This is a genomic window from Oleiphilus messinensis (genome assembly GCF_002162375.1).
Lineage (GTDB): Bacteria > Pseudomonadota > Gammaproteobacteria > Pseudomonadales > Oleiphilaceae > Oleiphilus > Oleiphilus messinensis.
In genome coordinates this window covers 1842289-1865792 of record NZ_CP021425.1, presented here as the reverse complement: position 1 = coordinate 1865792, position 23504 = coordinate 1842289, and the positions used below count along the sequence as shown (strand labels likewise).

22 protein-coding genes are annotated in these 23504 nt (G+C 46.9%); 18 read left to right on the top strand and 4 right to left on the bottom strand.

Annotation, left to right across the window (positions count from 1 at the left end):
* Positions 1-135: 135 nt before the first annotated feature.
* Together OLMES_RS08165 and OLMES_RS08160 are read right to left on the bottom strand one after the other, a co-directional pair.
* Positions 136-624, bottom strand: a complete 489-nt coding sequence (locus OLMES_RS08165) for a L,D-transpeptidase family protein (RefSeq protein ID WP_087460809.1) — start codon at positions 622-624, stop codon at positions 136-138.
* A gap of 102 nt (positions 625-726) precedes the next feature.
* Entirely contained in the window at positions 727-1155 is a 429-nt protein-coding gene (locus tag OLMES_RS08160) for a hypothetical protein (RefSeq protein ID WP_087460808.1), read from the bottom strand.
* A 488-nt stretch (positions 1156-1643) separates the two neighbouring features.
* On the opposite strand from OLMES_RS08160, the gene OLMES_RS08155 reads away from it, so the two are divergent.
* The 8 genes from OLMES_RS08155 to OLMES_RS08120 all read left to right on the top strand — a co-directional run bounded on the left by OLMES_RS08155 (position 1644) and on the right by OLMES_RS08120 (position 9846).
* The gene (locus tag OLMES_RS08155; RefSeq protein ID WP_087460807.1) at positions 1644-2693 is read left to right on the top strand and encodes a hypothetical protein; all 1050 of its coding nucleotides are present in this window, start codon (positions 1644-1646) and stop codon (positions 2691-2693) included.
* Entirely contained in the window at positions 2680-3537 is an 858-nt protein-coding gene (locus tag OLMES_RS08150) for a formyltransferase family protein (RefSeq protein ID WP_087460806.1), read from the top strand. Before OLMES_RS08155 ends, OLMES_RS08150 begins: the two co-directional genes overlap by 14 nt.
* A 14-nt stretch (positions 3538-3551) precedes the next feature.
* On the top strand, positions 3552-4655 hold the full coding sequence (locus tag OLMES_RS08145) for a polysaccharide deacetylase family protein (protein WP_157678219.1): 1104 nt from the start codon (positions 3552-3554) through the stop codon (positions 4653-4655).
* A 383-nt stretch (positions 4656-5038) separates the two neighbouring features.
* Positions 5039-5986: a calcium-binding protein gene (locus OLMES_RS08140; RefSeq protein WP_157678218.1), complete on the top strand. Its 948-nt coding sequence runs from the start codon at positions 5039-5041 to the stop codon at positions 5984-5986.
* Between the two features lie 188 nt (positions 5987-6174).
* Positions 6175-6411, top strand: a complete 237-nt coding sequence (locus OLMES_RS08135) for a VF530 family protein (RefSeq protein ID WP_087460803.1) — start codon at positions 6175-6177, stop codon at positions 6409-6411.
* 175 nt (positions 6412-6586) lie between these two features.
* Positions 6587-8947, top strand: coding sequence for a penicillin acylase family protein (locus tag OLMES_RS08130; protein WP_087460802.1), 2361 nt, complete (start codon positions 6587-6589; stop codon positions 8945-8947).
* An 83-nt stretch (positions 8948-9030) separates the two neighbouring features.
* Complete coding sequence (locus OLMES_RS08125) at positions 9031-9237, top strand: tautomerase family protein (protein WP_087460801.1); 207 nt, start codon at positions 9031-9033, stop codon at positions 9235-9237.
* Positions 9238-9462: 225 nt separating this feature from the next.
* Complete coding sequence (locus OLMES_RS08120; protein WP_087460800.1) at positions 9463-9846, top strand: DUF1428 domain-containing protein; 384 nt, start codon at positions 9463-9465, stop codon at positions 9844-9846.
* A gap of 265 nt (positions 9847-10111) precedes the next feature.
* Here the strand turns inward: OLMES_RS08120 and OLMES_RS08115 are convergent, their stop codons facing one another.
* Positions 10112-10585 carry a hypothetical protein gene (locus OLMES_RS08115; protein ID WP_087460799.1) on the bottom strand — a complete coding sequence of 158 codons (474 nt, stop codon included), beginning with the start codon at positions 10583-10585 and terminating at the stop codon, positions 10112-10114.
* A 43-nt stretch (positions 10586-10628) separates the two neighbouring features.
* Positions 10629-11069 (bottom strand): phosphate-starvation-inducible PsiE family protein, encoded by a 441-nt coding sequence (locus OLMES_RS08110; protein WP_087460798.1) that lies wholly within the window; start codon positions 11067-11069, stop codon positions 10629-10631.
* Between the two features lie 240 nt (positions 11070-11309).
* On the opposite strand from OLMES_RS08110, the gene OLMES_RS08105 reads away from it, so the two are divergent.
* The 10 genes from OLMES_RS08105 (at position 11310) to sufD (ending at position 23455) form a co-directional block, all read left to right on the top strand.
* Positions 11310-11756, top strand: coding sequence for a hypothetical protein (locus OLMES_RS08105; protein WP_087460797.1), 447 nt, complete (start codon positions 11310-11312; stop codon positions 11754-11756).
* Between the two features lie 121 nt (positions 11757-11877).
* Positions 11878-12792, top strand: a complete 915-nt coding sequence (locus tag OLMES_RS08100) for a hypothetical protein (protein WP_087460796.1) — start codon at positions 11878-11880, stop codon at positions 12790-12792.
* Positions 12779-13465 (top strand): hypothetical protein, encoded by a 687-nt coding sequence (locus OLMES_RS08095; protein WP_087460795.1) that lies wholly within the window; start codon positions 12779-12781, stop codon positions 13463-13465. Before OLMES_RS08100 ends, OLMES_RS08095 begins: the two co-directional genes overlap by 14 nt.
* Positions 13466-13475: 10 nt before the next feature.
* Positions 13476-13901, top strand: a complete 426-nt coding sequence (locus OLMES_RS08090) for a type 2 periplasmic-binding domain-containing protein (RefSeq protein ID WP_087460794.1) — start codon at positions 13476-13478, stop codon at positions 13899-13901.
* 66 nt (positions 13902-13967) lie between these two features.
* Positions 13968-14771: a substrate-binding periplasmic protein gene (locus OLMES_RS08085; protein ID WP_157678217.1), complete on the top strand. Its 804-nt coding sequence runs from the start codon at positions 13968-13970 to the stop codon at positions 14769-14771.
* A 194-nt stretch (positions 14772-14965) separates the two neighbouring features.
* Positions 14966-18187, top strand: a complete 3222-nt coding sequence (locus OLMES_RS08080) for a S8 family serine peptidase (RefSeq protein ID WP_087460792.1) — start codon at positions 14966-14968, stop codon at positions 18185-18187.
* A 400-nt stretch (positions 18188-18587) separates the two neighbouring features.
* A complete protein-coding gene (locus OLMES_RS08075; protein ID WP_087460791.1) occupies positions 18588-19355 on the top strand; it encodes a BON domain-containing protein in 768 nt (255 codons plus the stop codon).
* A 496-nt stretch (positions 19356-19851) separates the two neighbouring features.
* The gene (gene sufB, locus OLMES_RS08070) at positions 19852-21300 is read left to right on the top strand and encodes a Fe-S cluster assembly protein SufB (RefSeq protein ID WP_087460790.1); all 1449 of its coding nucleotides are present in this window, start codon (positions 19852-19854) and stop codon (positions 21298-21300) included.
* Positions 21301-21388: 88 nt separating this feature from the next.
* Positions 21389-22153, top strand: a complete 765-nt coding sequence (gene sufC, locus OLMES_RS08065; RefSeq protein ID WP_087460789.1) for a Fe-S cluster assembly ATPase SufC — start codon at positions 21389-21391, stop codon at positions 22151-22153.
* Positions 22154-22165: 12 nt separating this feature from the next.
* The gene (gene sufD, locus OLMES_RS08060; RefSeq protein WP_087460788.1) at positions 22166-23455 is read left to right on the top strand and encodes a Fe-S cluster assembly protein SufD; all 1290 of its coding nucleotides are present in this window, start codon (positions 22166-22168) and stop codon (positions 23453-23455) included.
* Positions 23456-23504: the final 49 nt, after the last annotated feature.

The window sequence follows — 23504 nt, the reverse complement described above, 5'->3', positions numbered from 1 at the left end:
GGCCAGATTGGAGGCTCTGTTGCTCAGACAAGCGCGAGGAAGCAGCGTGCGGGACAGGCACGGCTATACCCGGCACCGCTCTACCCAACTCATGATAGAGTGTCTGTCCTAGCCCTGTCTCTAGCCCTGTACTCTTCACGGATTGATCGTGATAGGCGTCCCGTTTGCTACCATTTCCCAAATTTCTTCCATTGCTTCATTATCGTTAACCGCGATACAGCCATCTGTCCAGTCTCTTCCTTCGAATAGTCCGGGCAGCCACCCGAATTTGTTTGGCAGGCCATGAATCATGATCATTCCTCCGGGACTTACGCCCTTCGCTTTTGCGGCTTGCTTATCCATCTCGTTTGGATATGAAATATGCAGAGAAAGATGATAGCTGCTATTTGGGTTTCGATAATCGATTATGTAGTCTCCCTCTGGAGTTTTCTCGTCCCCTTCCTTTTCTTTGTGCCCAACAGGACGATCACCTAACGAAATTGCGTATTCCCGAACGACATGTTCGCCACTGCGAAGCTGCATTATTCTTTCAGATTTGAAAACCACAACCTTGTCCACCAGATCGGCGCTACGCGCATACGAGGAAACGATTAATAGCGACAACAATACGATTTTTAATTTCATCTATTTGAACGCTCTGAAAGTATGTTTCGACTAGGTAAGCTCTAATCTGAAATTACGAAGCACTCGCCCGGATAATTTCCGGGCTCGCCAGGTGCGTTAAAACTAAAAATAGAGGGTAACGGCTTGTTCACCGTCGACGCTCACGTCGCAGGTATTCGCAGTGTTCCCTGTGGATTTCTGCACGATCATTTGGGCAATTCCGAATTTACTCCGCCCATTATCACTGATGATTCCGGTGGCAAACTTGCAGGCGGTTGCAACCGCTTTGCCTTCATAGTTAGTTGCCGCATTCACATTCGGCGTAAAAGGAGGAAAGCTCGCTCGGATAACATTATCACCGTTGATTGCGATGGTCACGGACTTGTCTTTCTTGTCGAACACACCACCAATACGCCAGGGTGCCGTCATATCTTTTCCCTGATACGGCTTCTCTGCGGCACGCAAGGTGGTATCTTTTGGAGGTTTACTCGCACAGCCGCTCAAAGTTGACAGTGTGACGGCTAATGCCAGATAAAATGCATACTGTTTCATTTTGTTCCCTACATTCCCTATATAGACTCAATGATTCAATTGACTTTCTGATCTGATTTTCAGAAACCGGGCGCATTATAACTCAGGTTTAGCAGTTCAAAACAGGATCATTAATGAGATACTGTTTGGTGATGGAAATAGGAACATACATCGGGGCTACCTGAACAGGCACAGCTAAAGCACAAAAGTGGGTTCAGAAAAATTGGTGCGCCAGGTAGAGCGACGGATTTACTTGCACTGATTTTATGTCTCAGTTCCTGGTTTTTGCGAAGATTTGTCACTATTATTCAGAGGGAAACTCGACTTAAATCGTTATTTAGCGTCCAGATTCATAATTACGTTTTAGTTTCCCCGCTACTCAGGCCTCTTGACGTTTCCTCACCAAACAAACTAAAAGTACAACCTCATACTAACAGGGTCAGAGCAAATTAAAGTGCAACTGGAGTTTTCATAGTCAACTTGTCACACCCATAAATAAAGGTATGTCTGTGTCCATACAACAAAAACTAGCTATTGCGTTTTCAGAAAGGAAACGTAGATATTTCCTTCAGCAGCGATACCCCAATAAATTTACCTCTGCGGGCCTTTATGCAACACACGCCCACTTATTTGAAGCCTTGGAGTGGCTCTGTAAAGCGCAAGATAAAAGCCCTGCTGCCGGCGCTCTGTACTCTAGTTACCTGATAACTGGTGGCTGGCAAACGCCTACCATTATATCAACTGCATTTTCATTACCCGCATTTCAGAAAGCTGGAAGCTATTTAAAAAGAGATGACCTGTTACAACGATCAGAAAATGCAGGAGAATGGGTTCAGAAACAAACTATTGACAATATAGATGATATCGAAGCCGACTCATTGGCTCATGCGATACTGGCAATCAATCATATTAAGTCCACGAATCCAGACTGCGAAAAAAATATTGCTAAGCTAGGATACGGACTATCAAAAAAACTCGAAGGTATAGACAGTAGCTCAATACCCCAATCATTAACACCCTATTCTCTCATTTGTTTAGCATTAGCTCGTGCTGATCAACCAGTCGGCACAAAATTGCTTAAGAAATGCCAAAATGTTGATTCTCTTTTCAATATCAGCGAAAAGTGTTTGGCTTTGTTAGCCTGGACAGACTTGGCAATAACGCTGAATCTAGACAGTGATCTAGAACAAATACAGAAACACGTTGAAAAATTAATGTTAACGTTTGAAAGAACTAAATGGCTTGCTGAAAAACCGAAGCAGAACACTAGCGATCAGTACTGCAATATTTCGGGAGCGTGTTCTCTTTCAATTTTACTTTTCTCTTTTGCAGATTTAGCAAATGACCCCAGATATTTGAATGCTGCATTTAAATTGAATGAATATTTGAAAAATGCTCATTTTGATGCCTATGTACCTAAAACGGAATATGGAGCGATGCGGGATAACGATCCTCTTCATCTCAGAAAATATGGGGGGCGCTACTCTACTCATACAACTCGACTTTATATTGATGCCCTGTTAGCTGAAGAAAGGTACTTTCATCGTGACCAGCAATAAAGAACCCACTAAATTTAAAGCTGTATTTTTGTCCGGCAGTGTATTCTCAAGCATGGCGTCATCAGTCGCTGAAAAACTGCAGGATATCGATCACCTAGAACTTTACATGGTTGCACAGAAAATAACGTTAAACCGAATTAAAGAAGTTGGTTTCAACGCTTTATTGTCACGCCTACGACAGCTCAAAAACTCAAAGAATAAAACGATTGCAGAAGCAAATCACTCGCCTCAAATTCCGCAGGTTTCACCAACTAAACCGATCATAAAAAAATTCACAGTAAAAAAAATTGGAGATGGAAAATCGAAGCAGATTCTTGACGCCATAAACCCTGATGTTTGCATTAATACTGGCGGATGTGGAATCTTACTCCCTGATTTCATAGGACATACGGGGCTTGGGGTATTAAATATACATAGCGGACTACCCTATGTTCGCGGTTATAACGTCATGGAATGGCAGGCATACTACGGCATGGAGTTAAATCTAAGCGTTCATTTAATTGATGGCGGAATTGATACAGGCCCGATTTTAAAAACTATAGATTTACCTAGACTAGAAAAACCTACTATACAGGATATTCGAAGTGGCTCCATTAAACACCAAATTGACTTACTTGCCGATGGAATAAAGCTGTTAGCCCAGAATAAGAACCATGAATTTCAACCACAATCAGCTCATGTAGGAAAACAACATTTTGCAATGCACAACAATTTATCTTCTCTCTTAGATAGCCATCTAATTGCAAAGGGGTATAACGCTAAAATTTCGGACTACCCAAACCCAAAAAAATGCCACAAAGATACGTTCATTCAACATTGGGGTGAAGATAATAAGATTTTATAGGGCGGACGTTTAATATGCTGACAATAATCACAACAATCGATGTTGAAGGAGTCCATGGTACAGATCCTTTTCGCCAGGCTTTCATTGGAGATCTCTCAAAACCAGAAAATTGGGGGGTTTATAAACTTGCTGAAATATTCAATAGATTCGGAATCAGTGCAACATATTTTGTAGATTGCTATGAACATTCATTTTGGGGGGCAAGTCGGCTAAGACACGTATGTGAAAGGCTATGCACCTCAGGTCAGGATATTCAGCTCCATACCCATCCTGGTTGGAGAGATGACCCTCGCGATGCTCCTTGGTTAAGATCTCTAAAAAACAGCAAATCGTACTGGCCCGGGAATAAGGATATGATGGCAAAATTAACACTTGATGAACAAATTGAAGTGTTGAGCTATGGTAAAAATTTACTTGAAAAATGGACTGGTCAACCGATTATTGCCCATCGTAGCGGTGGTTATAGCATAAATAATGATACTATCACTGCGCTAAAATATCTTGATATACCAATTGATTCAAGCATGCATGCAACACATGCCCACAGCAAAATTCATTGGTCTACCAACCAAGTCATTGAACGAGAAGGTGTAATTGAAATTCCCATCACTCAAATGAACTACGCCTTAACCCTTCCAAATATTTTCTCTGGATCAAACCTGTACCAAAAAAGAATGCAAACTGCCATGGACTCATGCTCCAATGACGAGCTGTTCCAATACATTGACTTCGCACAAGAAAATGGATTGTCGATTCTAAATTTATTTATGCACAGTTACTATTTCCTTAAGACTGATATGACATGGAAAAAGATTCGTTACAACCGTCACAGAGAAAATAAAATTATTGAGTTTTTTGACGCATTGTCAAAACGCAGCGATATCAGATTTATGAGTTGTTCAGAATTTCTGGAAGCTTACAAGAGTGACCCGACTCAATTTTCCGGCGCAGACATGATTCCTACTGTATCCGCAAATCTATCGATAGCCAGGCTAGCAACAGCCAAAATTTATCGAAAAATTAAGGAACCATTCACTTTTTATTTAACAAACAGATCCATAAACCGATATAGCGCAGTTAAAACGTTATCCCACCAAGCTAAAAATACTGGATTGTAACGCACGCCGAGGACAAGACACACAACTGGACATGTTCAACTATTATGCTTGATGGACCTCAGCTAACTTGAATGGATTTGACACTTCAAGTTTGGCACCTCACTCTGAAAACAGGAACACGCTCCCGACTCTATGTTTCCTCTAACTATCATCTTCTCGATTGGTCATGCGAGCAATGGGTCTGTAATGATCCGTTTTGCTGTGACTGGCAACCAAAGCCGCGTGCCTGTTCCTGCTCTTTTCTTTTGTTCGAGAAGCAAACGTTAATAACTTGTGAAAAATTTGTGAAGCCCTCAGCCTTAAAGATTTCTTAGTATTGCCAGCACTGCAGTATCCGTGATCCATAAATCAAATCTTGTTTATCTTTTGATAGAGGTAATACTATGAAAATATTAAGAAAGGTCTTGTTCCAGCGCACTGCTATGTTGTCTTTCAGTCTGGCGTTCTCAGCAGCGGGAATAGCGGGGGATCAGCAATATCTGGGTCAGTACTTCTCAAAAACCGTATTTGCAGGAGAAATTCGTAGTTCAGGCGTGAGCACGGCAATATTAACCGACTCGGACTTGATTCGAGGCAATAATGAAGAGGAAACGATTTTTCAAGGTTCAGTTCCCGAAGGCTCCCAATCATTCCAGTTATTCGACGGCTATCTCGTTTACGACACGGTGAACTTTAGAGCCTACCCGACGATGGGTGAGGCATCGGTCACCGTATTTTTTGATGATGGCTCTGCATTGTACGATGTTAACTCCATCATTGACCGTTTTGCTTTTTACGGATCAACAACACTTTTTTATCTTCTCGATCAGAACGAACTAATTTCAGCAGGCAAAACGATTCACGATATCGTTGATGTTTCCTTGAACGACTTAGTTGATCATGATCTCAATTACTCCGATTTCGGATTTGGTAACATTATTGAAGATAACAGCTCCCCAGAAGCACCAGATGTGGAAGCACCAGATAACGAAGAAGATACCACAATAGTCGGTACCGCAGGCCGGGATGATTTACGTGGAAGCGAGAAAAGTGAGATTTTCTTGGGTTTTGGTGGTGAAAGAGATGTATTCAGAGGAAATGGTGGAGATGATATATTTGTCTTTGGTGCTGAGGCCGGGGATAGCAAGAAGGATCGCGATATTATCGTGGATTTCAACGTTTTTGATGACACCCTCGTTCTGGAAGAAGGGGCCTCAATTGCAGCAAGTAGAATTAACAATGGAACCCTGGTGATCAAACTCGCTGGCAGTGATGGAGATATAATTCGTTTGCGCAATGTGGATACGGGTGTCGATTCTATCAACATTGTTGAGCTTGATGGAGAATTTTAATACCAATTCGAGTACTCACTGAATAAGGGCGTGCATGTGCTTTCTTTCCCTGGCGCTGGAACCTGATACACTCGCCCTGAAAGTTAGGTTCAGCCAGGATCTATTGTGCTTTGAAACCTGTAAAGGCGAAACCGAATGCACCAGCAAACGGAAAAGCCACCGGAGAAATATAAAGGCAATAATAAATTATGAGCAAAGAGCAACCAAATAATCCACTACATGGCGTGACGCTCGAACAAGTCGTAGTGAAATTACAAGAACACTACGGCTGGAATGGATTAGCTGAACGGATCGACATCAATTGCTTTAAAAGCGATCCGTCCGTAAAGTCCAGCTTAAAATTCCTACGCAAAACCCAATGGGCAAGAGACAAGGTTGAGCATTTGTATATCTCGACCTTTGAGAAACGATTCCCATGGAAATAGTGTTACAGCAGCACACAAACCTCAGTTGGAACCGTCACGAATCTTATCTTTGGTCACGACCCAGTAGTGAGGCCCTTGATTTCTAAACTTTTCTTTAGATAAATGAAATATCAATTTCACATATCGCGCTTTAAATGGAAGTTCTCCCCTACGAACGCTGCCAAGGTTGGAAATAATGTTGCGCAATGGACGATTGAAATTCGGCTGTACTGCAGTTTCCGGGTGCGCGTTTCTAAGTCATATCGCCAGGCAGGTTCTGATCTGTGGTGGAGTCATGTTACTGACTCAGGGCTGCAGTATTCTGGCAACGTATCCGGATGAACAATCACAAGACAATCGCTTTGCAATGCTGCCCAATGGCTCCGCCCCCGTCAATGACAAGGTCAGCATCTATTGGGATGAACATGCGATCCCATTTATCGAAGCCGAAAACAATGCAGATCTGGCATTTGCTGTTGGGGTTGTGCATGCCCACCTCCGCCTGGGGCAACTGGAGTTGTTCCGCTATTTGTCGCAGGGCCGGCTGTCGGAATTGGCGGGTCCGATTCCCCAGCTGAAGACCATTGATATTGGCCTGCGCACTATCAATTTTTGTCGCTCCGGTAACGCGGCTTTAGCGGCGATGTCCGATGAAAGCAGAAACTGGATGACTCAATTCACGGCGGGACTGAATTGGTATATTTCCGGAGCCTCAAAGCGGCCTGCTGAGCACCGTTTTCTGGACCTGCCAATGGAACCCTACAGCATTGAAGAGGTGATGTGCATTGCCCGGCTGGTGTCAGCCGATTTGTCCTGGGCAGTCTACCTCAAATTTCTCAAGCTTGCTGAGCACGAAGGCTGGGAGCAAGCCTATCAAATGGCAATCGACAAACGCAACACCGATACCGCCAGCTACCAAAACCCGTTAATTGATCAGGTGGATGAATCATCAATCAGTCAGCTGATTCAGTTGTTTTCGAAATCGGGTAGTAATTCGTTAGTGGTCAGCGGACAGCGCACGCAAAACACGGGCGCACTGATCGCGAGTGACCCTCATGTCGGCTTGTTTCTGCCTAATTTCTGGTTGTTAATGGGCATCAAGTCACCGGATTATCATGCGGTGGGCTTGATGATTCCCGGGGTACCGGTTATCGGTGTCGGTCGCAACCACGATATTGCCTGGGGTGGAACCAATATGCGAGGAATAAGCAGCCATTTGATCGATGTTTCTGATCTACCCTCGGAACAGATCACAACCCGCAAAGAAAAGCTGAAATCCCGCTGGTGGTTTGACCGGGAAATTTCAATCAGGGAAACCCCCTTTGGACCCATATTAACTGACCTGGATTATTTTGATTCTTCAGAACAACCCAATACCGTGGCGCTGGACTGGCTGGGTTACCGTGGCTCGGATGAAATCGGCGCATTCTTGAAAGTTGCACGCGCGCGAAATTGGGATGAATATCGACTGGCTTACGAACATTATGCGATCTCGGCCATGAACATGCTTTATGCAGACCGCCTCGGCAATATCGGGATGATTCCGGCATATCGCCAGCCCGTGCTGCGTGATCAGACGAAAACCCTGGATCTGGTTAAAACATCGACGAATACCCTAGTGGGCTACATCAAGCCCATCGATCAACCCAATCCTTATAATCCTGACGCAGGATACATCGCGTCTGCGAATAACAAACCGTTTTCTAATCCAGTCATTCCCTACGGCTACGGCTTTGCCAACAATGATCGTATTGACCGGCTTCACACCTGGATGGATCAACACCCGACAGTTTCCGTCGCTGAACTTGAGTCACTGCAACTGGATGTCTACTCCCGTACAGCACATGACCTGGCACAATGGCTGACCACGGCAGTCAGCAGCCATGACTTTGGCACACAGCAGTATATTCTCGATAAAATAGCCCACTGGGATGGCCGATTTAACTGGGATAATATTGATGCCGTCGCCTTTGAGGTGACGATGTATTATGCCTGGCAAGACTATGTAGATGAGCACGCCCAATCACCGGCGATGCAATCGTACTTGAGTGGTTACGGTAACTGGCGGCCCACACTATTGGCCTGGTTCCGGACACTTCCCTCCGAGCAATTAATCAACTATGTATCAGATTGGCTGGCAAATAGCGATGGTGCTGTCGAACACTACCCGAATTGGGGCCAGTTTCATCGTCAGGGACAGGCACCGATTCTGGGGAATATCCCGGTCATTGGTAAACGGTTTGCGTTGGAAAACTACCCTGCAAGCGGAGGTAATGACACGCTGTTCAAATCAGGGCGACCTTTTAGTCCTGATGCCCAGTCAGTAACCTATGGCTCCAGTGCTCGGCACATCAGCGACCTGTCTTCTCCGGATGAAAATTATTTTGTCCTCCATGGTGGGCAAGACGGCTGGTATGGAAGCCCGAATCTGACGGATCAAACTGCTTTGTGGCGTGCCGGTGAATACATCCGGATTCCACTAACGATGGAGAACGTCAAACGACAATTCAATCGACACGTGACACGGCTGCACGCCGGGCATGCTGAACAGGAATAATGAGAATCTTGCTAAATCGATACTGTTCGGTAAACTGGGACAGTAGACTAACCCCGCCCAATACCTCATAAGGAAATCGTTACATGCCGTACGTGAACGTGCAAATCACTAAAGGTGCCAGCCGGGACCAAAAGCGGCGCATTGTTGAGGAAATCACCCAATCACTGGTGACAAATCTGAATAAGAGCCCTGAGCACATTCATATCGTACTGCAGGAAGTTAATGAAGAAGACTGGGGTTTTGCCGGCATGCTGACCGATGAGTGGAAAGCCTCTATTTCGAAAAAATAACCCGCGCCCTCCAGGTGGCACCATGGGGACAGTCCTTCTTCATGGCACACGTTTATCCATCCTTTGATGCAACCGACAAAAAAAAGCAATATTATCGACTTTAAATGTCGATCGTCCGCAACCTAATTCGACTGGTTTAACAAGAGCAAATATTGGCCTGCTGAACAAGTGGCCTCATGCTCCACTTGAGATTTGATAACAACAAACAATCTTGGAGAAATAATCATGAGTTATGTTGATGGCTTTGTTCTGGCCGTACCTACAGCGAACAAACAGCAATTTATCGAGCACGCAAAATCGGCAAATGAGGTATTTATGGAGCTGGGAGCGATTCGCATCAGGGAGTGTTGGGGAGATGAAGTTCCCAAAGGTAAAGTAACCGACTTTGCCGGAGCTGTTCAGGCTGAAGCAGAAGAAACCGTTGTCTTTTCCTGGATCGAGTGGCCAGATAAAGCCACTCGGGATCAGGCAATGCAAAAGATGGGTGACCTGATGAAAACCGATCCAAGGATGAACCCAGAAGTCAATCCAATGCCGTTTGATGGTATGCGCATGATTTATGGTGGATTCGAGCCTGTAGTAATTTTGGATCAAGACTCAGGGTCATAATTTCAAACTAAAGATATGGGTCAAGCGTGGTACATTCTTTCACAGTATGCCTGGAGGCCATCAAGCCTACGCTTGATGGCTGTAGCAAAATACCAGCGCACAACTAGACAGGCTGACCATGGTTCAGAAGGTGACGGATACAGAATATTAAAATTGCGAGCTTTATTACTATACCCAATTTTACTTCTCCTTTGTTTCACTGAGTCATGATCGATGGGTCAATGTAAATTCCCTTAATTAACTTCTAGTCTAATTCCGGGAAAAGTCAGACCCACTTGCTTTTAATAATAGCTTGGATATCTTCAAGATCTACTGGCCTGCAAAGCACTGATTTATACCAGACCAAATCTTCCGCCAACATCAATGGGAGCTTCAGCCCCAACAAGATCAGCTCAATTTTACGCGTAAAATCAATATTGAGAGCAGTCCATGATGCTTGTGACGCATCAAAAATCTTCACGCCTTCGGCATTACCGACTTCGACTTTAATACCTTGATACTCAAACTGGACGTAAGTCAAATCCCAACCCTCTTCCACGCGACGGGCTGCAGGCTTGGAAATATAACATTGCCCAGCCTCGACTACTTCCGAAAAATACTCGCCAGGAACAAATAGATCAATATCATTAAGCACACGGTTGGAGCCAAACCCACGAGCAGCGAGTCCTCCACAAATGAGAAAAGGAACATGTCTTTCCCTCAGCAAAGATACTATCCAGTGGACTGCGGATTCATGCATGACTAGCTCCAAAAGATACGACCGCTCAAATACCTTGATAAAACTAATGGCTTGATGATTCGGGGATCGTTTTTTCCCGTTGATATACCAGAATAGAACCTATTCGAATCGCTCCAAGCACAAGCAATAAAGCCGAAAAGGCATAGAGCATATCTGGCTTGACTTCATGCTTGAACATTAAAATCATCACCTCCCGAATGGTGAATACAATGGCTGCATCCGCGATAAAAGTGAGTCTGAGTCTATGGGAGTTGAAATACTCCACAAGGGAGCGGGATAACTCGATCAAAACGTAAATGGTCAACACATCGGCTATCAAGTCAATGTAATGACCGGTAATCCCCTCAAATGCCAGAAGCTTCCAGACAGAAATGAACAGCTGCACGGTGCCAATGGCAATCCCGAAAATGATAAATAGTAAAATGATAGAAAATACGACATTGATCAACTGATCAAACAAGTACCTGACACGATGATTGAACATAGAAAAAACACACTTGAAACATTACGTTGATGAAACACCAGCGCGGTTTGCGAGGCGCTGCTACTGTTGCGCTCAGGGTATCATTTTCATCCGTAGAATCGATATCCCCTCAAACATCATTTCTGCCGATATGATCAACATCGCGTGAATTAATAGTGCCATCATTTACCACTTTTCAGAATTTCTTGTATAGTGGCCGTCTTCGCCATATCTGATGATAATCATAAAAAAGGATCGATCATGCCAAATGTGTTCATTTCGATTTTCACGCTAGCACTTAGCCTCTCCCTTTTTACCTCAAATGCTTCGGCTGAAGCGATTAAATCCGAAAGCGAGCTCCCCCAAATCAGCGAGCTGTTTATGAACAAGCTATTCGCTGGAGACACCAAAGCCGCTTACGATGAGCTGAGCAAATATGTTTCCGGAGCACCGGAAGAATTTACCGGCGCATCCATGAAAGCGATTGGTATGATGACAGAAGCCAAATCGAGACTGGGTGAACCGCTGAAGTACGACTTGGTCCGGTCTGAAAAAATCGGCGATTATTTTCGCCGCCATAACTACTTGTTACTTTTTCCAACCACCGCGCTGGTGTGGGAAATTACCTACTACCGTGCTGGCAAGGACTGGAACGTTGTGGGGGTAAACTACGGAGCACGTCTGGATTACCTTTTCGAGCCAATGTAAGTAGCACGGTAAGGCCTGCTGACGGGCCACCAATCATCCTGAAACAGAACAAAATATTTGCAGGCCGGGTTTATTTGCCTATGCTTTTTCAGAGAAAGGTCAGGATAATAAAGATAAATCAATGGAACAGAACCCAAATCAACGCAGCCGTACAAGCCGCTCAGGATGGCGTGAGAATACGCGACTTGTGCTCGCTACTGCGCTCTTGAGCGGTTCAGCCTTCGCTGCAGATGATGCTCGAATTCTTGAACTCGAAAAACGCATCAACGAGCTTGAAAAACAAAACAAGACACAAGAAGCGACAATATCAACGCTACAAGACGATGCAGAACAGCAACGTGATGGTATGCAACAACTTTTCAATCTGACAAAAGATATCAACCAGGGCATCCGTGTGAGTGGCTTTCTCAGTGCGGCAGTGGCCCAGGTTGCGATTGAGGAGGAATTGCAATGGGGCAATGAGGGCCCGGATAACGAAGTCGACTGGAACTCGGACAGCATTGTCGGATTACAGATCAGCTACTCCGTGACGGAAAGACTCTCCGCCGTATTGCAGATGGTCTCTAAGGGTGGATTCAACAGCGAGTTTGATGCTGACTGGTTTTATCTGCACTACAACTTTAACGAATCATTTTCAATCATGGCGGGTCGAATCCGCCCCCAGTTTTTCATGATGTCTGACTATGTTGAAGTGGGATTCACCTACCCTTGGATCAGGCCGCCAGTGGAAGTATATGACCCGATTCCGACGGACGTGGGCCAGGGTGTTTCATTCAATTATGTGACCCACTGGGATGACTGGGAATTCCGGGCGCATTTGCAGGCATTGCAATCGGAAGATCAGGGTACAGTGAGTCAATTTGACGCACAGATTCTGGTCGCTGCATTCGAGTTGTCCTATAACGACTGGACTTTAGGGCTACGCAAAAGTAACATGCAGGTCGATGTGCTCCTGCAAAATGAAGTACTCCGAAGAGGGAGTTCCATACTGGAACAAATTGCAATCGGAAGATCAGGGTACAGTGAGTCAATTTGACGCACAGATTCTGGTCGCTGCATTCGAGTTGTCCTATAACGACTGGACTTTAGGGCTACGCAAAAGTAACATGCAGGTCGATGTGCTCCTGCAAAATGAAGTACTCCGAAGAGGGAGTTCCATACTGGAACAAACCGCTTCGTCATTGTCTATCCTGCCGGCGGAAAACGCCGATATTGAAGGGAGCAATCTCTCTCTCCGATACGATGACGGTGCGCTACTGATTCTGGGCGAAATGAGTTATTTCGACCTGGAAGGCCTATTTGTTGATACCGACTCCTTCTACCTGACGACAGGCTATCGCTTCGGTCAATGGCTACCCCATATCACCTATGCCAGACTGAACAGCACAGACGATGATATCCGTCGAGCCCCCAGAATTGAAACCATAAAGAACAACTTGCCAGCAGGCTCTGCGGATCAGATCGCCGTTGCCACGGTGCAAAGTCTTGCGCCAATTTTATGGAATCAGGAAAGCACGTCTTACGCTATAGGTGTGAATTATTTCTTTAGCCCACAGGTTGTCGGAAAATTGGAAGCAAAAATGGTTACAGACCGGAACGGCACAATTTCCCAGTTCCAAAATGCCAATACCAGCGGTGCTTCTGCTCCCGTCATACCAGACGATAATCGCATATTGATCTATGGTCTATCCGTGGATGTCGTATTTTGAGGGACGCTAGATGTCGGTAAAACTGGTCTTGATTGTGATAATAACTTTATCGTCACAGCTTGCAAACAGTGACGATATAGCAATTATTGTGAATCCGGAAACCCCCTTGGATTCGATTTCCGAGCGGTCATTGCGGGATATCTATCTCGGGCGTGCATACCGGTTGGACAACGGTAACAAGCTGAATCCTATCGAATTACACAATCAGTCGAAAATCAAAGAACAGTTCCATCATGTAATCACTCACAGAACACTGGATCAGCTCTCCGCACACTGGGCACGACTGATGTTCACCGGAAAAGGCTTCCCGATCAACCAGGTTCACAGTGAGGAAATTGTTCTGGAATACGTATCCAATAACCCGGATACCATAGGCTATGTCTCCTCAGGTTCCGTCACCGATTCAGTGAAAGTGATTAAAATAATACCTGAGTGATCATCTTTGCATCTAGTGGATTTAAACTACACTGTAATCAGGGCACAGAGCAATCGTGGAGTCGCCGTGCAGAAGTGGCTGTATTCGCTGATCTTACTTTCAATCTCTTTTTTCGCTGGTGCATGCCACCAAGGCGTGGCCTATGTCGCGGGAAAACAGGATTACCCGCCCATTTCATGGAACAATGATGGCATTATGGATGGTATCGCCTTTGATGTGATGTCTGAAATTCTGGCCGAAAAAAACATTCGTATTGAACGTGTCCCGCCCCACCCCTGGAAACGCATCCTCAAGTCCGCAGGAAAAGGTGAAATTGATATCATTGTATCAATTCGGGAGACAGAGGAACGACGGGGTTATCTGCACTTTGTACCAACTGCTCTATTAAGCACAGCGCAAAATGTGTTTTTTCTGGATAACCAGTCCATAAAAACACGGGAAGACCTCATCGGTAAAATGGGAGGAATTACCCTTGGTGTCCGGTTTGATGGCGAATTCGATGTTTTTGCAAAACGACACCTGCAGTTCGATGAAGTCGCCTTATTACAACAAAATATCAGAAAGCTGCAAAGTAAACGAATTGACTATTTTATATCCCCTCTGCTGACGACGCTGCACTACATGCACAACAATCGTACCCTTAGACAAAACGACGGGCCAAACATTACCTATCTTGCGCACCCGCTTTTTACCGCCAACGAAAAAGTGGCGATTTCGATGAAAAGTGACTGCAGCGCGCTTGCTGACTATATCGACAAACGATTGGCAGAGTATCACAGTCAAGGCATTATCGACCGGGTGCTTGAAGAACAGTTCATACGTTGGGGCAATATTACCCGCATCATGGATGAAGTCAGCCGTCACCAGTAACGGCCTCAATGACAGGATCTCCGAGCGTACTTTTCAATCCACGAGAGTACTTTTCAATTCACGAGAGTACTTTCCAATCCACAATAAATCCCACGATATATGTATTTCTGGGCTAAGCTAAAACCAGACTTTAGGGAAACTGAAGTTACGGTTTCTCTGGATTGACATCCGTTCAAAGGTATGAGGACATCACATTGAAACCCGCAAAAAGCTGGCTCGCAGCCTGCATTCCAATGTGCACAGCACTCAGTGTGCAATCAGCAACACAAGTTGGAAACAACCTGTTTTTAGCTTCCGGTGAATCGCTCTCCATTGAAACAGCGCAACTTCAGCCGGGAACTGAGATTTATGGTGCAGAAGGCTCTGAAACAGTCACCGCCGATAGCAGCACCTCGCTGATCCTAGATGGTAATATCGAAAATCTAAATCTCCCTCTGAATTATGCCGACTACGCAATAGCAATCAATGGAACACAATTAACGTTCTCCGTTGGCGGGGTCGAGCAAATTCGCTTCAGAGGCTTGAATCAGCCCATTAATGTCGGCTTTAACGACAAGAACGCCGTGATCACCCTGACCGGCCTAGGCCAGATTGAAACGGCATTGACCGACGACACAACTTTTAGCCTGTCAGGCACAGTAACCGGACTCAGTGGTGGAACGATTACACTCGCCAACAATGAAACCGATACGCTCGACATTGGTCAAAATGGCCCATTCACCTTCACGAATGGGCTCAACATCGGGGATGTTTATGACGTCAGTGTGAATACCCAACCCACAAGCCAGGTGTGCTCGGTCAATAACAGTGAAGGGGTATTCACCAATGGTGATATCAGTGACGTTGTCGTGACGTGCACAGAAAGCTCGGTGACTGTCACGCTTTCCGGTATTGTCTCAGCCGCCAGCAATACCGATCTGGACTCCGATATCAACGATCCCCAGAGTACCGAAAATGTTAGCAATGATACTTTTGATTCGGCACAAAATATTGCCAACCTGATTACACTGAGCGGCTTTGCCAGTGCAGAAGGTACCGGACAGGCACTGGATCGATTTGGCTTCTCTGCCGATGCGTCCGACATTTATGCCGTTTCGCTGCAGGCCAATCAACTGGTTCGTATGCAAGTGGTCGACTACGCAGGAACCGATACCTATCAGGGCGATTTAGATCTTTATCTCTATGATTCATCCCAGGAATTAATTGCATCCTCCCTCTCGGTGAATGAATTTGAAGAGGTCACAATCCCCTCAAGCGGAAATTATTTCATCCAGGTTTCGGCGTTCAGTGGAATTTCGAAATACACACTCAAACTGGACAACAGCGCCACCGCAGCAAGTCCCCCTGACAGCACAGAGCAAATCAGCGGAGACTTCGTTGCCAATGAAGCGATTGTTCAACTCAATACAGACTCGGTAGCCACCAGTGGCAACCTCGCCCAGGCATTGCATAGCCAGACGCTAACGGTCAATCAGGTACAAGCTCAATTAAGCCATAACAACCCGGAGCGCGCGATGCTGGCCCGCTGGGATGGAACTCAAGCGCTCAGTACACTTGCCCTCTCAGAATCGGCATTCAGCGCAGACCTGCAACGCAAAAACCCGGAGGCTTATGCCAAGTGGCAAACCTTGCAACACATCAAACGTTTGCAGCAACGTAGCGACGTTGCCTTTGCCCATCCCAATTACCTTTACCAAACCAAGCGCGTGCCCAACGACACACGATACGAATTCCAATGGCACTACCCCATCATCAACTTGCCACAGGCCTGGGAAATCACCACGGGTACTCCTGATGCCGGAAATGTTATCGTCTCGGTCATTGATACCGGTGTTTTCCTGAATCACTCTGATCTTCAGGGACAACTGGTGGATGGCTACGATTTCATCTCGGATCCCACCAACGCCCGCGACGGTGACGGAATCGATAATAATGCAGATGATCCGGGTGATGCGGCACAACTTAGCTCAAGTAGCTGGCACGGCACCCATGTTGCCGGAACCGTTGCCGCAGGAACAAACAATGGCATCGGCGTTGCGGGCGTCTCGTGGGGCGCTAAAATCATGCCACTAAGGACATTGGGGCTGTATGGCGGAACGGACTATGACATCATTCAAGCCATGCTGTTTTCTGCCGGACTCAGTAACGATAGCGGCACCGTACCGCCCCAGCGGGCTGACATTATCAACATGAGCCTTGGCGGTAGCGGCTATTCACAGTCAGCACAACAGGCGATCAATGCCGTCCGCGCCGCCGGAGTAATCATTGTCGCTGCGGCGGGCAATGAAAATACGTCCCAGTTTTCGTACCCAGCATCATATGACGGCGTAATCTCGGTTAGTGCAACAGACTACAATAACAACCGAGCCCCCTATTCCAACTTTGGTACCCGAGTCGACATTGCTGCCCCCGGCGGTGATACCGGTGCCGACTTGAATAATGATGGCTATGCAGATGGCGTGCTGAGTACCATAGTCGATGATTCAACCGGTACCCGACAGTCAACCCTCTCCTTCTATCAGGGCACCTCGATGGCCACGCCACATGTGGCGGGTGTGCTCGCGCTCATGAAAGCGGTATACCCGAATCTCACCCCGGGTCAGGTCGATACACTCATTACCAATGGTGATATCACCAATGACCAGGGTGCCAGTGGTCGGGACGATATCTACGGTCACGGCATCATTGATGCATTAAAGGCGGTTGAAGCCGCTCAAACACTGGCTCAAGGTGGCACAACAGGCCCACTTCCAGCAGTGATCACGGCATCACCCAGTAGTTTGAGCTTAGGTATCGCAAGCAGCGCAACCCTGGTGTTAAGCAATGTCGGCGGCGAGTCCGCCAGTATATTGTCGGTTACCGACACGGCATCATGGTTGACGGTTTCGGCACAATCTGTGGATAGCAATGGTCTGGGTACTTATTTGGTCTCTGTGGACCGCACCGGTCTGAGTGAGTCCAAATATTCCGCAACCCTGACCTTTTCGGTGAGCAATAACACCACACTGAATGTGCAAGTCAGTATGCAGGTGGGCAGCACCGATACGACGGGCGAAACTGGAACGCTTTATCTGCTGCTACTGGACAGCGAACTGAATGCAATCGACCAAATGACGCCAACCGACCTGGGAGATGGTTCTTTCAGCTACAACTTCACCAATGTATCCCCCGGTACCTACAAAATTGCCGGCGGCTCCGATATCGACAACGACAATTTCGTCTGTCAACTGGGTGAGATTTGTGGGGGCTACCCGGTATTTGGCAAACTTTCAGAGATTACCGTTACCAATCAGGATATATCCGGGCTGGATTTCATAACTGAAATATTATCCACCTTCGGGGCCACGGGACAATCTCATGGCGAAGCCAAGCCAGTCTTGCTTCAGCGTATGGATCTGCAAAAGAATCTGAAATAGATTCAAGCCGGGCCAGCACTGGCCCGGCCCTTCCTGCCCGCTTGAGGGCTGTGGTCTTGAAGCATGGTTTACTTGTTGAGTTGCTGATCAGCAACACTGCAAGCCACTGAATCCTCGTTATTTTATTCCGAAGCAGTCGCCCCAGTTGCCAAAAAGAAACCAAAAAGTAAAAAAAACATAACTCAGTGACAGCACTAAGGCTGCATTTTTGTTATTGCCATAACCCCGCTCCGGCACCACACTCATATCCTCATAATTTATCTAGATAAATCTTATCCAGGCACACTACTCGCTTTACATTTAGCGTAGACCGATTCCAGTGCTAACACGATCGACATCGCACTTGCAATCAAGCACCCCAATCGCTGTCCGGGTGCAGCCAAACAAAGAGGATTTGATTATGAAACCAATGAGCTTATGTAAACAGCTAATGCTAGCGGGACTGCTGGTATTACAATCACTCCACACACTTGCTGACCCGATACTCGAACAGCAAGCGATGCAACCCGCTGAATCAAACGTCACCATCACGTCAGAGCAGACAACCCCGATAACGGACGAGAGCAAATCAACTTTGGCAGACGAAATTCGTAACAATATTCTTGAAAGCTGGCGAACCGGGCAAATTGAAGCGGCATTCGTGTTAAGTAACCATCTGAATGCCCGTGATATCGACGTGACCGTGGCAGGACACACAGCAACGTTAAAGGGTAAGGTTGATGACGAAATCAAAAAAGATCTGGCCGGAGAAGTTGCCATCAATATCGAGGGTGTCGATGAGGTACGCAATAATATTATCGTGCAACAGGATAATCGGATAATTCACGAGAAACGCGTCATTCAGGAGGACACTTTAGCGGGCGTGACTGCACAAACCTCGCCGTATGACGATGACAGCCATGCCAGCTGGCTGGCCGACTTTTCGACAACAACCCGGGTGCAGACCCGACTGGTTCTCAACCCTCACCTGCAGCGTTCGGAAATTAACGTCCAAACGACCCAAGGCGTCGTTGCGATAACGGGTCGCGTCACGTCGGAAGAACTGAGAGAACTGGTTGAGTACGTGGTAAAAAACACGAAAGGCGTGAAAGGTGTACACAACCTGTTGGAGATCTCCATCGCCGCTTCGGAACAAGCTCGTTACCCGCAAACCGCACAAAACCTGTGACTACCAGATACACCGTCGTTTTACACTTTCTGACGGCCAGCACTTCATAGGTGACCACCCTGACCAGGGTGGTCACCCAATGGATCAACCCCCGGACCCGACCTGCCTCAACAGAATTTTGGATTTTATCGCATAAACAGGTAAAATAGCGCCCAATGGCAGGCCTGATGCCCCCCTGCCCCTAAAATATGCCTTACTGCCGAACACTACATTGTTAGTCAATTGGCTTAGAGTCTTCAGCGACTTGACTGAAAGACTTCAGCGACTTGGCTTGGAATAATCAGCAGCTTTGCATCGATTATTCTTTAGTCAAAATAAAACCTGACTATTTTACTCGGTTATTGTACAATACCGCCAACATAGACCTTTAAACACTACCCCCGTCGTTTGCTCCAGCAGCAGTCCGACCCTGTGCCCACGTACAGATTTGACCACTGTACCGCTCCTGTCGACTGCATTTTCCAGGCAAACGCGATATTACACGGAGCACGTCTATATGAGTAACACCGGAAGACCGGTAAACGAGCTGATCAAAAAAGAATACGAGCATGGCTTTGTCACCGATATCGAATCTGAAACGTTTGAGCCCGGCCTGAACGAAGATATCATCCGCCGCTTGTCCGCGATCAAAAACGAACCGGAGTGGTTGTTACAATGGCGTCTTAAGGCCTACCAAGCATGGCTGGAAATGGACGAGCCAGACTGGGCTCACGTTCACTACCCGAAAATCGATTACAACGACATCTCTTACTATTCTGCACCGAAGTCCAAAAAAGACGGGCCAAAAAGTCTGGATGAAGTTGATCCCGAATTGCTGCGCACTTACGAGAAGCTGGGCATCCCTCTGCATGAGCGCGCCAAACTCGCTGGCGTCGCGGTTGATGCGGTGTTCGACAGTGTGTCTGTCACCACCACCTTTAAAGAACAACTTGCAGAAGCCGGTGTTATTTTCTGCCCGATTTCCGAAGCGGTTCACAAACATCCCGAACTCGTTCAAAAATACATGGGTTCCGTTGTACCGCAACGGGACAACTTTTATGCTGCATTGAACTCTGCGGTATTCAGTGAAGGTTCCTTTGTTTACATCCCTGAGGGTGTGCGCTGCCCGCTGGAACTGTCCACTTACTTCCGTATCAATGCCGCCAATACCGGTCAGTTTGAACGCACACTGATTATTGCCGACAAAGGCAGCCATGTCAGTTATCTGGAAGGCTGCACAGCCCCCATGCGGGACGAGAATCAATTGCACGCAGCGGTTGTTGAATTGGTGGCATTAGACGACGCACAAATCAAATACTCCACAGTACAGAACTGGTACCCTGGTGATGCAGAAGGCAAAGGTGGCATTTACAACTTCGTTACCAAGCGAGGCTCCTGTCTGGGCCGAAATTCCAAAATTTCATGGACTCAGGTCGAAACCGGTTCAGCGATTACCTGGAAATACCCGAGCTGTGTATTACGGGGTGAAAACAGTGTAGGTGAATTCTACTCTGTTGCCCTGACCAACAACTTCCAACAGGCGGATACCGGAACCAAAATGATCCACCTGGGCAAAAATACCAAAAGCACCATTATCTCCAAGGGCATTTCCGCAGGAAAGAGCAACAACAGCTACCGCGGTCTGGTGCGCTTCGGACCCAATGCAGATGGTGCCCGAAACTACACTCAATGCGACTCGCTGTTAATTGGCAGTCAGTGTGGAGCGCACACCTTCCCTTACATTGAGAACAAAAACAAGTCCGCGATTATCGAGCATGAAGCGACAACATCGAAAGTCAGCGACGAACAGCTATTCCTCTGTCGGCAACGGGGCATCGACCCGGAACAAGCCGTATCCATGATCGTAAACGGATTCTGTAAAGAGGTCTTTAAAGAGCTGCCCATGGAGTTTGCGGTGGAAGCCACCAAACTCCTGGAAGTCAGCCTGGAAGGTTCCGTCGGGTAAAGTACTGCCTCATACCCCCCTTTGATCGGGACGGGCTTATCGCCCGCTCCCTGCGTAACGAATTAAGTTTGGATAGACGAGTAAAACTATGCTGAAAATTAGCAATCTGGAAGCATCTGTAGAGGGAAAACAAATTCTCAAGGGCATTAATCTGGAAGTAAAACCCGGAGAAATTCATGCCATTATGGGCCCTAATGGTTCCGGTAAAAGTACCCTTTCCCAGGTTCTTGCAGGAAACGACGCATTCGAAATAACCGGTGGCAGCATAGAACTGGAAGGCAAAAGCATCGTCGATGCGTCTACCGAAGAACGAGCTCGGGAAGGTATCTTTCTGGCTTTCCAGTACCCGGTGGAAATCCCAGGTGTCAGCAACTTACAATTCCTGAAAACATCGTTAAACAGCATTCGTGAACACCGAGGCCTGGAGCCACTGGATGCCGTTTCATTCATGAAAATGGCAAAAGAAAAAGCGCGTCAGGTTAATCTGGCCGATTCATTCCTGAAACGTGGCGTGAACGAAGGTTTCTCCGGTGGTGAGAAAAAGCGCAACGAAATCATGCAAATGCTGATGCTGGAACCCAAACTTGCCGTTTTGGACGAGACTGACTCTGGCCTGGACATTGATGCCCTGAAAGTTGTTTCAGATGGTGTTAACGCACTGCGCTCGCCAGACCGCTCCGTAATTATGGTCACGCATTATCAACGTCTTTTGAACTATGTGGTACCGGATTTTGTGCACGTCCTTGCAAAAGGCAAGATTATCAAGTCCGGAGGCCGGGAACTGGCCCTCGAGCTGGAAGAGAAAGGCTACGGCTGGCTGGGTATCGATGATACTGAAACTTCTCACGCTTAACAGGAGTCTGGCATGAGCAAAACTGTATCTTTCCCAACTGGCTTCCTGTCTGAGCCCACGCCGGCCTCAGATAACTGGTTGACGCAAAGCAATATTCAGGCGCAGAAAGCACTTTCTGAACTTTCGATTCCAACCCGAAAAACAGAAGCCTGGAAGTATTCCAGTCAGTATCTGGATTTGTCTGACACACTGGCAGCCCAACCCGATTCTCGGGACACGCAGAGCCATCTTCAGGACTTTGGCGGCTATCGAATTGTCTTTGTGAATGGCATTTTCGACGCCGCTGAATCGCGCCTGCCTGCAGATTCGAATGCACTGGAGGTGACCGCTTTCAGCAGTGCAACAGCTGAGCAAATCGAGTTGATTCAAACACGCTTGAGCGAGAACATCGGCGACAACAGCCTGCCATTTGCGACACTGAATAGCGCCCGCGTTAGAGATGGCCTTTTACTCAGCATCAAAAAGAATGCCGTTCTCGATCAACCCATTCAATTGATTTTTGATACTCAAACCGAATCTGCTGGTTCAATATACCCTCGCATAATCATTGAGGCCGAAACTAACACTGAAGCAACGGTGATCGAAGAATACACGGGCCCGGAAAATGCACAGCAGTTGACCAACACCGTGTGCCAGATCAATCTTGCCCCACAAGCGCGATTAACCACGATTCGCTTAGGCATGGAGGCAGAAACCGTACAGCATGTCGGCTTGACGACGGTAAACTGCGCCCGCGACAGTCACTATGCATCACACTGCATTGGCTTTGGTGGAAAGCTGCGTAGACATGATCTGCGTCTGAATTTATTGGAAGCAGGGGCAAACTGCGTGCTCAACGGTGTATACATCACTCAGGGCAAGCAACACTATGACAATCACACATTGATTGAGCACGTTGCACCACACTGCACCAGTGAAGAAACCTATCGCGGGATTGCAGCCGATGAGTCCCATGGTATTTTCAATGGCAAAATTCTGATCCACCGGGATGCGCAAAAATCTCTGGGTAATATGAGTAACAAGAACCTGTTGCTCTCATCCAATGCCGAGATTGACACCAAACCGGAACTTGAAATCTACGCTGATGACGTCAAATGTGCTCACGGTGCAACGGTTGGCCAACTGGATAAAGAAGCCCTGTTCTATCTTCTGTCCCGCGGCATCGGTTATCAGGAAGCCATGTCAATGCTGAGCCTGGGCTTCATAAACGAACTGATAGAGCAGGTTCCGAATGAACAGGTTCGAGACCTGGTCGTGGCGCGATTGGAAGCTTTTCTGGCAAACGCCTTTGCAAGCGAATAATCAGCCCCAATATATTAAGTAAAGATCCAGATAAGCACGAGAAGCCAAA

Bases quoted from the DNA above. Each gene is read 5' to 3' on its own strand.
- OLMES_RS08090 (WP_087460794.1), top strand. From the start codon at position 13,476: ATGTCGGTAAAACTGGTCTTGATTGTGATAATAACTTTATCGTCACAG.
- OLMES_RS08140 (WP_157678218.1), top strand. From the start codon at position 5,039: ATGAAAATATTAAGAAAGGTCTTGTTCCAGCGCACTGCTATGTTGTCT.
- sufC (WP_087460789.1), top strand. From the start codon at position 21,389: ATGCTGAAAATTAGCAATCTGGAAGCATCTGTAGAGGGAAAACAAATT.
- OLMES_RS08125 (WP_087460801.1), top strand. From the start codon at position 9,031: ATGCCGTACGTGAACGTGCAAATCACTAAAGGTGCCAGCCGGGACCAA.
- OLMES_RS08100 (WP_087460796.1), top strand. From the start codon at position 11,878: ATGGAACAGAACCCAAATCAACGCAGCCGTACAAGCCGCTCAGGATGG.
- sufB (WP_087460790.1), top strand. From the start codon at position 19,852: ATGAGTAACACCGGAAGACCGGTAAACGAGCTGATCAAAAAAGAATAC.
- OLMES_RS08105 (WP_087460797.1), top strand. From the start codon at position 11,310: ATGCCAAATGTGTTCATTTCGATTTTCACGCTAGCACTTAGCCTCTCC.
- OLMES_RS08115 (WP_087460799.1), bottom strand. From the start codon at position 10,585: ATGCATGAATCCGCAGTCCACTGGATAGTATCTTTGCTGAGGGAAAGA.
- OLMES_RS08110 (WP_087460798.1), bottom strand. From the start codon at position 11,069: ATGTTCAATCATCGTGTCAGGTACTTGTTTGATCAGTTGATCAATGTC.
- sufD (WP_087460788.1), top strand. From the start codon at position 22,166: ATGAGCAAAACTGTATCTTTCCCAACTGGCTTCCTGTCTGAGCCCACG.
- OLMES_RS08160 (WP_087460808.1), bottom strand. From the start codon at position 1,155: ATGAAACAGTATGCATTTTATCTGGCATTAGCCGTCACACTGTCAACT.
- OLMES_RS08165 (WP_087460809.1), bottom strand. From the start codon at position 624: ATGAAATTAAAAATCGTATTGTTGTCGCTATTAATCGTTTCCTCGTAT.
- OLMES_RS08075 (WP_087460791.1), top strand. From the start codon at position 18,588: ATGAAACCAATGAGCTTATGTAAACAGCTAATGCTAGCGGGACTGCTG.
- OLMES_RS08120 (WP_087460800.1), top strand. From the start codon at position 9,463: ATGAGTTATGTTGATGGCTTTGTTCTGGCCGTACCTACAGCGAACAAA.
- OLMES_RS08130 (WP_087460802.1), top strand. From the start codon at position 6,587: ATGTTGCGCAATGGACGATTGAAATTCGGCTGTACTGCAGTTTCCGGG.
- OLMES_RS08145 (WP_157678219.1), top strand. From the start codon at position 3,552: ATGCTGACAATAATCACAACAATCGATGTTGAAGGAGTCCATGGTACA.
- OLMES_RS08135 (WP_087460803.1), top strand. From the start codon at position 6,175: ATGAGCAAAGAGCAACCAAATAATCCACTACATGGCGTGACGCTCGAA.